Source organism: Microbacterium gawkjiense (genome assembly GCF_031932225.1).
Taxonomy (GTDB): domain Bacteria; phylum Actinomycetota; class Actinomycetes; order Actinomycetales; family Microbacteriaceae; genus Microbacterium; species Microbacterium gawkjiense.
The window spans coordinates 229,046-241,143 of record NZ_JAUZVV010000002.1; the positions used below are offsets into that span (position 1 = coordinate 229,046).

At 71.2% G+C, this 12,098-nt stretch carries 8 protein-coding genes; 7 read left to right on the top strand and 1 reads right to left on the bottom strand.

From position 1 onward, the window contains the following. Positions 1-35 precede the first annotated feature (35 nt). Positions 36-4,772, bottom strand: coding sequence for an ExeM/NucH family extracellular endonuclease (locus tag Q9S71_RS09215; RefSeq protein WP_311861965.1), 4,737 nt, complete (start codon positions 4,770-4,772; stop codon positions 36-38). 212 nt (positions 4,773-4,984) lie between these two features. Between Q9S71_RS09215 and lepA the strand changes: the two genes are divergently transcribed. The 7 genes from lepA to Q9S71_RS09250 all read left to right on the top strand — a co-directional run bounded on the left by lepA (position 4,985) and on the right by Q9S71_RS09250 (position 12,096). After that, positions 4,985-6,835 carry a translation elongation factor 4 gene (gene lepA, locus Q9S71_RS09220; protein WP_064002191.1) on the top strand — a complete coding sequence of 617 codons (1,851 nt, stop codon included), beginning with the start codon at positions 4,985-4,987 and terminating at the stop codon, positions 6,833-6,835. A 9-nt stretch (positions 6,836-6,844) separates the two neighbouring features. Further along, the gene (locus Q9S71_RS09225; protein ID WP_064002190.1) at positions 6,845-7,495 is read left to right on the top strand and encodes a DUF1990 family protein; all 651 of its coding nucleotides are present in this window, start codon (positions 6,845-6,847) and stop codon (positions 7,493-7,495) included. Then, the gene (gene hemW, locus Q9S71_RS09230) at positions 7,495-8,712 is read left to right on the top strand and encodes a radical SAM family heme chaperone HemW (RefSeq protein WP_311861967.1); all 1,218 of its coding nucleotides are present in this window, start codon (positions 7,495-7,497) and stop codon (positions 8,710-8,712) included. Before Q9S71_RS09225 ends, hemW begins: the two co-directional genes overlap by 1 nt. A gap of 70 nt (positions 8,713-8,782) precedes the next feature. After that, positions 8,783-9,817: a heat-inducible transcriptional repressor HrcA gene (gene hrcA / locus Q9S71_RS09235; protein ID WP_253034724.1), complete on the top strand. Its 1,035-nt coding sequence runs from the start codon at positions 8,783-8,785 to the stop codon at positions 9,815-9,817. Positions 9,818-9,848: 31 nt separating this feature from the next. Beyond that, positions 9,849-10,964 (top strand): molecular chaperone DnaJ, encoded by a 1,116-nt coding sequence (gene dnaJ / locus Q9S71_RS09240; protein ID WP_253034725.1) that lies wholly within the window; start codon positions 9,849-9,851, stop codon positions 10,962-10,964. A 2-nt stretch (positions 10,965-10,966) separates the two neighbouring features. Then, positions 10,967-11,704 (top strand): 16S rRNA (uracil(1498)-N(3))-methyltransferase, encoded by a 738-nt coding sequence (locus Q9S71_RS09245; protein WP_311861969.1) that lies wholly within the window; start codon positions 10,967-10,969, stop codon positions 11,702-11,704. A gap of 44 nt (positions 11,705-11,748) precedes the next feature. Further along, a complete protein-coding gene (locus tag Q9S71_RS09250; protein WP_064002185.1) occupies positions 11,749-12,096 on the top strand; it encodes an HIT domain-containing protein in 348 nt (115 codons plus the stop codon). Positions 12,097-12,098: the final 2 nt, after the last annotated feature.

Sequence of the window (12,098 nt, forward strand, 5' to 3'; positions counted from 1 at the left end):
ATCCATGGATCCGCCCCCGTTCCGGATGCGTCCGATCAGAAGAGGACGCGCACCTTCACAGCCTTGCTCTCCGATCCCTCGGCGACCGTCGGGTCGTCGGGGACGAAGGTCGCCGTGTAGGCGTGGGTCCCGCGGGACAGCCGGCCGAGCGTCGTCGACGCGGTGCCGCGGCGGACCTCCGCCGTCGCGATCACGGTGTCGCCCTCGCGGAACTCGACGACGCCCTCGGCGCGGCCGCCCTCCTGCGTGACGATCGCGACGAGCGTCGTGGGCAGGAACCGGTTGATGTGGACCGGCGTGACGGCCACCAGACGCGTCCTCGTCGCCGCGGCGGGCTCAGCCGACTCCTCGACGGTGACGGGCACCTGCACGACCGTGCCGCTGGGGGCGGCGGTCACGGTCAGCTGCGCGGCGCCGGCGAGCGTTCCGGCGGGCAGGGTGACGCTGACGGATGCCGCGCCCTCCGACACCGGCGCCGTGCCGAGCACCTGCTCGCCCAGGCTCACCGAGACCTCGGCGTTGGCGGGAGCGCCCTTGCTGGTCAGGTCGAGCCCGGCCACCTGGAACGACACCGTCTCGCCCGCGGCGACCGTTTCGGGCACGCCCGAGACCTGCACACCGTGCTTCGCGAACGAGGGGGCGACGGGCGACCCCTCGGCGAGGTAGTCGACCCACGCCTCGTAGTCGAGCAGACCCGTGTCGACGTAGTCCTCGCCCTCCGTGAAGGCGCGGAAGTTGTCGCCGCCGGCCGCGAGGAACGAGAACGTGCCGATGCGGTAGGTCTCTTCGGGATCGATCGGAGCCCCGTCGACCGTCACGGACGTGATGCGCTCACCCTCCGGCAGCGCCGGGTCGTAGGTGTACGAGACGTTGTCCGAGAGTCCCAGCTGCAGGTAGGGGCGCTGGGGGACGTTGCCCGCGGCATCCCGCTGCCACTGCTGCTCGAGCATCGTCGTGAACTCCTCACCCGTGAGGGTGACCAGCGCGAGCGTGTTGTTGAACGGCAGCACCGCGTTCGCCTGGCTGAACGAGATCGATCCGTCCTCGAGACCCGCGACCGCACCGGCCCCGAACTCCGCCTGCGTGTCGAACAGATCGGCGCGCAGACCACCCGGGTTGGTGACGCCGATGACGGCGCCGTTCGGCAGGTCCGCGAGGCTGTCGCGGAGCATGTTGGCGACCGTGTTGCCGAGCGTCGACTCCGCCGCCCGATTGTCGCGCGATCCGCCGGTGTAGACGCCGTCGACGTACGAGCCGCCGCTGTAGGCGGTCGTGATGTCGCCCGAGACCTGACCGACCTCGGTGTTGCCGATCGCGGCGGCGTTCGCCAGCGCGGCCTTCGTGATGCGGTCGACCTCCGCGACCCGCGGGTAGGCGGCGACGAGGTCGGCGGCGGGGGTCGTCGTCCGGGCGACGTTGCGCTCGGTGTGCGCCGAGACCTCGCCCGTGGCGGCATCCACCGTCAGCGTGATCTCCCCGATCTTGGCGCCGTACGAGCCGGTCTGCACGACGGGACGCGTGCGGTCCGTGCCGGGGATCGGTGCCGACCACGCGTACTCCTTGTGCGTGTGACCGGTGAAGATCGCGTCGACCTCGGGGGAGGTGTCCTCGATGATCGCCCCGAACGCGCCGCCCGCGGCGACCTCCTCCTCGAGGGTCGCGCCGTCCGGCGTGCCGGCCCCGGCGCCCTCGTGGTAGAGCGCGACGATGACGTCCGCCTCGCCGTTGGAGGCGTCGCCGTCGGTCAGCTGCGCGGCGACGCGGTTGACCGCCTCGACCGGGTCGCCGAAGTCCACCGACTCGATGCCGGTCGGCGTGACGAGCGTCGGGGTCTCCTCCGTGACGGCGCCGATGACGCCGACCGTCAGTCCGTCGGCCTCCAGCAGCGCGTACTCGTCGAGCGCCGGGGTCGTCGTGCCCTTCTCGTAGACGTTCGCACCCAGTTGCGGCGTATCGAACGCGTCCGACACCCGACCCGACAGGTCGGCGAAGCCGCGATCGAACTCGTGGTTGCCGACCGCGCTCGCCTGCAGGCCCAGAGCGTTCAGGACGTCGATCGTGGGCTCGTCCTGCGCCACGGACGACGCGAACAGCGAGGCGCCGATGTTGTCGCCGGCCGACAGGAACAGGGTGGGCCCGGATGCGGCCTTCCGCAGCTCTTCGACAGTCCCCGCGAACGCGACGGTGTTGCCGTCGATGCGTCCGTGGAAGTCGTTGATCCCGAGAAGGGTCAGCTGCACGGGGGCGGCATCCGCGTCCATTCCGACGATGACCGGATCGTGGTCGCTCGAACGGAACGGGTCGGCCGAGTAGAACTCGGTGCCGTGGGTGCGGAAGCGGCTGTACTCGAGGGCGATCGACTCTCCGGAGTTGATGTTCCAGATGTCCGCGCCGGTGGAGCGCGCGAGCGCCGCCTCGTTCAGCAGGACGTGGTCGAGCGAGCCCGAGAGCCCCGAGAAGCTGTACGACGACGAGTCGAGGTCGAACGCCTGCTCGGCATCCGCGTACCCCGCCTCGTAGAGCACCTGCAGCGGGTCCTCCTGGCTGTACGAGTTGAAGTCGCCGGCGAGGGCCACCGCATCCACGTCGCCCTGGATCTCCGCCACCCAGTCGCGCAGCGCCGTCGCCTGGCGCACGCGCGACTCGTTCGACGTTCCCTGACCGTCGCCGGTGTCGGCGTCGCCCGGCCAGGGGCCGACCGATCCCTTCGACTTGAAGTGGTTCACGACGAACAGGAACGGGTCGCCGCCGGCGGCCGGCTCGAACACCTGCGCGATCGGCTCCCGCGCGTTGCCGAACGCCTCGCCGTCGGCGCTCTGGTCGCCCAGGGCGCGCGCGGCGCCGACGGGGGAGACGAGGGCGGGCTGGTAGATGATCGCGTTGGTGATGACGTCCTGCTCGGATGCCGAGGGCAGATCCGCCGACGAGGGGACGAAGGCCCAGGTGCCGGCACCCGCCTCCGCGTTCAGCGCGTCGACGAGCGTGGCGGTCGCCTCATCCTTCTCCTCGCCGAGAGCGGCCGAGTTCTCGATCTCCATGAGACCGATCACGGCGGCATCCACCGAGGTGATGGCCTCGACGAGCTTGGCCTGCTGACGCTCCAGGTCGGCGGCGTCCCACGCGCCGCGCTGGGCGCAGCCGTCGCGGACGGTGACGCCGTCGCCGAACCGGTCGGGGTAGGCCTCGCAGCTCGCCGAGTCCGTGCCGAGGGTCGTGAAGTAGTTGAGGACGTTGAACGACGCGATCGACAGGTCCCCGCCGACGTCCTGCGGAGCGTCGGTGCGGACGTTCTCGAAGACGACCTCGTCGGCTCCCGTGCCGTCGCCGACGAGCGGCTCGGTCGGGTTCAGCTTCCACGTGCCGTTGCGGTAGTCGACGATCAACGGCGCCGTGAAGGACACCCCGGCGCCCACGGTGACGGGCTCGGTGAGCGAGACGTACGCCGGGGTCAGCGCGCGGTTGGCGCCCGACGTGTAGTCGATCCCGGCGCCGTCGTCGAGGCGCACACCGCGCGCGGCGTTGTCGGCGGCCACCGCGGCGGCGGCGTCACTGCCCGGGCGGGCGGCGTCGGTGGGCTGACGCAGAGGGGTGTCGCCGGCAGCCAGACCCACCTCGCCGAAGCGGTTCGTGCTGTAAGTGTCGCTGACGGTGAACGCGCCTTCCGGGGCGACGAGCATCGACTCGAGCGACTCGCGCTGCGCCGCCGTCGTCGGCCAGCCGATCGTCGCGGGCGTGGGCGCCGCGGCGTCGTCGATGACGTCGGCGTCGCCCGGCTCCACGGTGATCTCGGTCAGTCCGTCGAACTCCGACACGACGCCGGTGACCGACACGGTGTCGCCGAGCGCGACCTCGCCGGTGGCGCCGGGCGCGTAGACGAAGACGGCGTCGGAGGCGGTGTGCGTGTCGAGATCGAGCGCGCCGCCGGTGCCGGGCGTCTGGATGACGTACCCGTTGTAGCCGCCGGTGGGGTAGTGCGCCGTGACCACGCCGGTCGTGGTGACGGTGCGGCCCGTCAGCGGGGACGCATCCGTCGTGCCCTGGATCTCGGCGATCGTGGCGACCTGCGGCTCGGGGTCGGGTTCGGGCTCAGGCTCGGGGTCGACGTCCGCGCCGAGCCCGGTGGGCGTGGGTGCCCCGGCGGCGAAGTCCGTCGCGTTGTCCGCGCTGTTCGAGGCGTCCTCGTCGCGGGAGACGCTCGTCGCGTTCGAGGTCCCGGGCGCCGGCGCGGAGCCGGCGAAGGCCGAGGCGGTGCTGCCCCAGCCGACCAGGTCGACGACCTGGTCCAGATCGGCGATCCCGGTGCTGCCGGTCAGTGCCGTCTCGGTGGACACAAGGGCGACCTTGGCGCCGCTGCCGCTCATCGCGATCGAGCCGTCGACGTCGGCCTCGAACGCGGGGAGCGTCGTGTTGCTCCCGAAGGCCTGACCGATGAGCAGGTTCTCGCCGGCGGGAAGGTCGACGTCGCCGAGCTTCGTCACCTGCCAGGTGGCGCCGGTCGCAGAGGCGTACTGCACGCTGAACCCGCTGAGGTCGACCGTCTCGTCGCCCGTGTTGGCGAGCTCGATGAAGTCGCGGTTGACGGCGGCGCCGCTGTTGCCGCCGCCGCCGTACACCTCCGAGATGACGACGGGTGCGTCGGCCGACACGGCGGCGTTCGCCGCGCTCGGCACGAGGGCGAGACCCGCGGCCGTCACGGCGGTGACGGTCAGCAGGGCGCCGGTGCGGCGGAAGGCGGACGGTGAGGCGGGCGCGGGAACGGGTGGGTTCGACACGGTGGGATCTCCCGAAGCGGCACGGGCGCGGGGCTTATCGCGCAGGAACCGACCGCCACATTGAGCATTCGGTCGGTTCCACAGCCCCGCAAGTGTCAGATCGGTTAACTCTTTCTCATGCGTCCGCGTGCTGGCGTGTCGTCGACGCGGCGGCTATCGTGCCGGATCCCCGGGCCGGCCGCGCGGCCGTGCGCCGGTAGACTCGGCTGGTCATGTCACCCCGCGCCCTTCAGCCCCTGCAGCCCGCGGCCACGCCGCCCGCGCAGCTCCGCAACTTCTGCATCATCGCCCACATCGACCACGGCAAGTCCACCCTGGCCGACCGCATGCTGCAGATCACCGGCGTGGTCGCCGACCGCGACATGCGTGCCCAGTACCTCGACCGCATGGACATCGAGCGCGAGCGCGGCATCACCATCAAGAGCCAGGCGGTCCGGATGCCGTGGGCCACCGCCGACGGCACCTTCGCCCTCAACATGATCGACACCCCCGGCCACGTCGACTTCACCTACGAGGTCAGCCGGTCGCTCGCGGCCTGCGAAGGCGCGATCCTCCTCGTCGACGCGGCGCAGGGCATCGAGGCGCAGACCCTCGCCAACCTCTACCTCGCCCTCGAGAACGACCTCGAGATCATCCCGGTCCTCAACAAGATCGACCTGCCCGCGGCGGACCCCGAGAAGTACGCCGCCGAGCTCGCGAACCTCATCGGCGGCGACCCGGCCGACGTGCTCAAGGTGAGCGGCAAGACCGGCATGGGGGTCGAGGCCCTCCTCGACCGCATCGTCGAGCGCATCCCCGCACCCGTCGGGGATGCCGACGCCCCCGCCCGGGCCATGATCTTCGACTCGGTCTACGACGCCTACCGCGGCGTCGTGACGTACGTGCGGATGGTCGACGGCAAGCTCGAGCCGCGCGAGCGGATCCAGATGATGTCGTCGAAGGCGGCCCACGACCTCCTCGAGATCGGGGTGTCGAGCCCCGAGCCCGTGCCCACCAAGGGTCTCGGCGTCGGCGAGGTGGGCTACCTCATCACCGGTGTGAAGGATGTCCGCCAGTCCAAGGTCGGCGACACGATCACCAATCACCGCAAGCCCGCATCCGAGGCGCTCGCGGGGTACACCGACCCGAAGCCCATGGTCTTCTCGGGCATCTACCCGATCGACGGCAGCGACTACGCCGAGCTTCGCGAGGCGCTCGACAAGCTGAAACTGTCGGATGCCTCGCTGCAGTACGAGCCGGAGACCTCGGTCGCCCTCGGGTTCGGGTTCCGCTGCGGCTTCCTCGGTCTGCTGCACCTCGAGATCATCACCGAGCGCCTCGCCCGCGAGTTCGGACTCGACCTCATCACGACCGCGCCGTCCGTGACGTACGAGGTGATGACCGACACGGGCGAGACCGTGACGGTGACGAACCCGTCCGAGTACCCCGACGGCCGCGTCGCCGAGGTCTCCGAGCCGGTCGTGAAGGTCGGCATCCTCCTGCCGAAGGACTACGTCGGCACCGTCATGGAGCTCTGCCAGTCCCGCCGCGGCACCCTGCTCGGCATGGACTACCTCAGCGAGGACCGCGTCGAGCTGCGCTACAACATGCCCCTCGGCGAGATCGTCTTCGACTTCTTCGACCACCTGAAGTCCAAGACGCAGGGCTACGCGAGCCTCGACTACGAGCCGGCCGGTTCTCAGACCGCCGACCTCGTCAAGGTCGACATCCTGCTGCAGGGCGAGAAGGTCGACGCGTTCAGCTCGATCGTCCACCGTGAGAAGGCCTACGCCTACGGGACGATGATGACCGAGCGGCTGCGCAAGCTCATCCCGCGTCAGCAGTTCGAGGTCCCCATCCAGGCCGCGATCGGCGCCCGCATCATCGCCCGCGAGAACATCCGCGCGATCCGCAAGGACGTCCTCGCGAAGTGCTACGGCGGTGACATCACCCGTAAGCGCAAGCTGCTGGAGAAGCAGAAGGAGGGCAAGAAGCGCATGAAGATGGTCGGCCGCGTCGAGGTCCCCCAGGAGGCGTTCATCGCCGCGCTCTCGGGAGACGTCGAGGGCAAGGACAAGAAGTAGGCTGGCACGATGCGCCGCGGGAGTTTCCAGGCAGGGACCGTCGACTACGCCGCCGTCGGGGCCACGCAGGCCCCCGATCTCATGGGCTATCCGCCGAAGGGCACGACCCCGGCGGAGGCGTCCTGGCGTCTCGGCAGCGGTGAGAGCCGTTTCGTCACCTCGACCGAGTCGCTCCTCGGGTGGGGAGCGCAGCGCGGGGCGGGTCTCCAGGTGACCGATGTGCGCCCGGCATCCGGTCCGATGTACTCCGGTGTCGGCTTCGACGCCGACGGCAACGCCGTCCAGCCCAGTCGTCTCGACGACGAGCAGCGCTTCGACGCCGACGGTGTGCCGTTCGCGAGCGCCGGGACGACCGTGCACCTTCGGGGGCGCGTCGGCGGGATGCGAGCGGATGCCGAGCTCCGGGTCATCTCGGTCGTCGACGAGCCGCGTCGGGTCGGGTTCTCGCTCGGCACCGTCGGCGGATCCGTCGTCAGCGGCGAGGAGTCCTTCCTGCTCGAATGGCGCGACGACGACGAGGTCTGGTTCACGGTCCGCGCCTTCGACAAGCCGACCGGCGTGCTCTACCGCCTCTGGCGTCCGCTGGTGAAGCGTCGGCGTCGCGCCCTGTTCCAGGGGTACCTGCAGGCGATGTCGCCGATGTACGCCACCGGCTCCTGATGGGCTCGGCCCTTCCCCTCGGCGATCCCGCTCCTCTCGACGGCGCACTGCCCGCCGACGTGCGCGTGTCGGACGACGTCGACTTCGGCGTCTACCTGCACGTCCCGTTCTGCCGCGTCCGCTGCGGCTACTGCGACTTCAACACCTACACGGCGACCGAACTGCGCGGCGCCCGACAGGACGCGTACGCCGACGAGGTCCTGCGCGAGATCGCGATCTCCCGGCGCGTGCTGGCCGAACGCGGACCGCTCCGCCCCGCGCAGACGGTGTTCTTCGGCGGCGGCACCCCGACGCTCCTGCCGCCCGGCGACCTGGCGCGCATGCTCGACGGCGTCCGGGAGGCCTTCGGTCTGGCGGACGGTGCCGAGGTGACGGTCGAGGCGAACCCCGACACGATGACGGACGCCGTGGCCGAGACCCTCGCGGCCGCCGGTGTGACACGCCTGTCGATCGGCATGCAGTCGGCTGTCCCGCACGTCCTCGCCGCCCTCGACCGCACCCACGACCCCGCGAACATCGCCACCGCGGTCGCCGCGGCACGGAACGCGGGGCTGGCGGTCAGCCTCGACCTCATCTACGGCGCTCCGGGGGAGTCGTGGGAGGACTGGCGGACCTCGCTCGAGACGGCGACGGCCCTCGCACCCGATCACGTCTCGGCCTACGCGCTCATCGTCGAGGACGGCACGAAACTCGAGCGGCAGATCCGCCGCGGCGAGGTGCCCGCTCCCGATGACGATCTGCAGGCCGACATGTACGAGCTGGCCGACGAACTGCTCGCCGCGGCGGGATACGGGTGGTACGAGGTCTCGAACTGGGCGACGAACCGCGCGCAGCGGTCACGCCACAACCTGTCGTACTGGCGCGGCCAGGACTGGTGGGGGTACGGCCCGGGCGCCCACAGCCACATCGGCGGACTCCGGTGGTGGAACGTGAAGCACCCCGCGGCGTACGCGCAGCGCCTCGCGGCGGGACAGTCGCCGGCGGCCGGACGGGAGCGACCGGATGCCGAGGCCCGCCGCCTCGAGGACATCCTGCTGCGCTCGCGCATCGTCGATGGGGTGGCCGTCGACGAGGCGACGGCCACCGGGCGGCGGAACGTGGCATCCCTCATCGCCGACGGGCTCGTCGACGGCGCGGCGGCGGTCCACGGCACGATCGTGCTGACCCGCCGCGGGCGGCTTCTCGCCGACGCCGTCGTGCGGGCGCTCACCGAGTGATCCGAGCAGAACGCTCCGCGCGCGGTAGAATTGGCACTCCAAGATCGAGAGTGCCAGCGGAGGAGGGATGATGGTCTCGGAACGCGGTCTTCAGGTGTTGCGCGCGATCGTCCAGGACTACGTGGACACGCGGGAACCCGTCGGCAGCAAGGCGATCGTCGACCGCCACCAGTTCGGTGTGTCCGCCGCCACGATCCGCAACGACATGGCCCTCCTCGAGGACGAGGAACTCATCATCGCGCCGCACACGTCGTCGGGCCGTGTGCCCACCGACAAGGGGTACCGGGTCTTCGTCGACCATCTCGCCGAGGTCCGTCCGCTGACCTCCGCGCAGCGCTCCGCGATCGGCGCGTTCCTGGAGGACACCGGCGACCTCGACGACCTGCTCGTCCGCACGGTCCGCACGCTCACCCGCCTCACCGGACAGGTCGCGATCGTGCAGTACCCGTCGTTCGCCCGGGCGAACGTCTCGCACGTCGAGGTCGTCCACCTCGGCGGCACCCGCATCGTCATCATCGTCGTGACCGACACCGGACGGGTCTCGCAGCGGGTCGCGTTCCTCGCGACCGAGCCGTCCGCCGAGGAGGCCGAGCAGCTCAAGCTCGCGATGGCCGCGCTGCTGACCGGCAAGAGCGTCCGCGACGGTGCCGCGGCGATCGCCCGCATCCTCGAGGAGGAGGCTCCGGCCCCCCGCGAGGAGAACCGGCGGATCGTCCTGCGCGCGATCGGCGAGGAGCTCGACGAGTTCCGCTCGGACCGCATGGTCATGGCCGGGTCCGCGACCCTCGCCCGTCGCGAAGCGGACTTCCGCGGCAGCATCTACCCTCTGCTCGAGGCGATCGAGGAGCAGGTCACGCTCCTCCGCCTCATGGGCGAGATGGTCGCGGACGACCGGGGACTGGCGACCAGCATCGGCCGCGAGAACGAGCCGTTCGGGCTCGCCGAGGCATCCGTCGTCGCGGGGGACTACGACGCCGGCGGCTCGCAGGCGCGCGTGGGCGTGCTGGGTCCGACCCGCATGGACTACCCCACCAATCTCGCGGCGGTCCGTGCCGTCGCGCACTATCTGACGCGTCTGCTCGAAGAAGACGAGAAGTCGCGCTGAACGAATCGGCCTCCGGGCCGGAGAGGTGATTGTGGCTGACCACTACGAGGTCCTGGGTGTCGCGCGCGACGCGAGCCCCGAGGAGATCAAGAAGGCGTACCGCCGACTGGCGCGACAGCTCCACCCCGATGTGAACCCGGGAGAGGATGCGGCGGAGCGCTTCAAGCTCGTGACGCACGCGTACGACGTGCTGAGCGACCCCGACCAGCGCCAGCGGTACGACCTCGGTGGCGACTCCGGGGCGTTCGGCGGCGCCGGGGCCGGCTTCGGCGGCTTCAGCGACATCTTCGAGACGTTCTTCGGCGGAGGCGGCGGGGGCACGCGTGCCGGACGCCCGCGCTCGCGTCGCGAGCGGGGCCAGGACGCCCTCGTGCGCGTCGACCTGACTCTCGGCGACGTCGTCTTCGGCGTGCACCGCGACATCGAGGTCGACACGGCGGTGCTGTGCGAGACCTGCCAGGGCTCGTGCTGCCAGCCCGGCACCCAGCCGGTGACCTGCGACATCTGCCACGGCTCGGGGCAGATCCAGCGGACCGTGCGGAGCCTGCTCGGCAACGTCGTCACGTCGCAGCCCTGCACGACCTGCCAGGGCTACGGCACGACCATCCCCTACCCGTGTTCCACGTGCCAGGGCCAGGGCCGCGTTCGCGCGCGCCGCACCGTGTCGATCGACATCCCCGCCGGCGTCGAGACGGGACTGCGCCTGCAGCTGCCCGGATCGGGCGAGGTCGGCCCCGCGGGCGGGCCCAACGGCGACCTGTACCTCGAGGTGACGGTCGCGCCGCACGACGTCTTCAGCCGTGACGGCGACGATCTGCTCGCGACCCTCGAGGTGTCGATGATCGACGCGATCCTCGGCACGAGTGTGACGATCGATTCGCTCGACGGCCCCGTCGATCTCGAGATCCGCCAGGGTGTCCAGGCGGGCGACGAGCTGACCATCCGCGGGCGCGGCATCACCCCGCTCCGCGGCGAGCAGCGCGGCGACCTCCGCGTCGCCGTGCAGGTGGTCACCCCGTCGCACCTCGATCCCAAGTCGCGGGCCCTCGTCCAGGAGCTCGCCAAGCGCACGCGCCCCGCGCCGCCGCACCTCGCCGAGTTCCACCCGGGCCTGTTCTCCAAGCTCCGCGGCAAGTTCAAGCGCTGACCGTGGCCCTGCACTTCCTGATCGAGGATGCCGGTGCCGCGCGCCCGGGCGACGTCGTCCGGCTGACGGGCGCCGAGGCGCACCACGCGGCCGCCGTGCGCCGCATCCGGGTCGGGGAGGGGGTGAGCGTGGGCGACGGACGCGGCCTCTGGCTCACGGGAACCGTCGCCTCGGTCGCACCGAAGGAGGTCATCGTCGAGGTCGTCGAGCGGCGGGAGCACCCGGCGCCGTCGCCGCGCTCGGTGCTCGTGCAGGCGCTCGCGAAGGGTGATCGCGACGAGCTCGCGGTGCAGGCCGCGACCGAACTCGGCGTCGACGCGATCCTCCCGTGGCAGGCAGCCCGGTCCGTCTCGCGGTGGGACGGCGCGAAGGTCGCCAAGGGCGTCGCACGCTGGGAGTCGATCGTCCGCGAGGCGGCCAAGCAGGCCCACCGTGCCTGGCTGCCCGAGGTGGCCGACCCGGTGACGACGCGGCTACTCGTCTCGCACGCCGAGTCGGCACGGATGCTGGTGCTCGAACCCACGGCATCCGCTGCGCTCTCCGCGGTCGACCTCGACGCCGCAGACACCCGTGACGTGCTGCTCGTCGTCGGGCCGGAGGGCGGGATCTCGCCCGACGAGCTCGACGCGTTGCAGGCCGCCGGCGCTACCCTCGTGCGGCTCGGCGACACGGTCCTGCGCACCTCGACCGCCGGTCCCGCAGCGCTCGCGCTGGTCAACCGGGCGCTCGGCCGCTGGTGAGTCGGCACCGGCCGACGCCGGGAGCCGCTGACTAGACTGGGAGGATGAGCGAGTCTTCGGTGTTCACCCGCATCCTCCGGGGTGAGATCCCCTCCGAGATCATCGCGGAGACCGAGAACGCGTTCGCTATCCGTGACATCGCCCCGCAGGCTCCCGTGCACCTGCTCGTGATACCGAAGAGCGAGCAGTACCGCGACGTCGTCGAGCTCGCCGCGGGCGACCCTGCCCTGCTCGCCGAGCTGGTGGGGCTCGCGAACAGCCTGGCCGCCGAGCACGCCGACGGCGACTTCCGATTGATCTTCAACACCGGCCCCGGCGCCGGTCAGACCGTCTTCCACGTCCACGCCCACGTGCTGGGCGGCGGGCTCAGCGAAGGGAGCCTCGGTGGCTGACA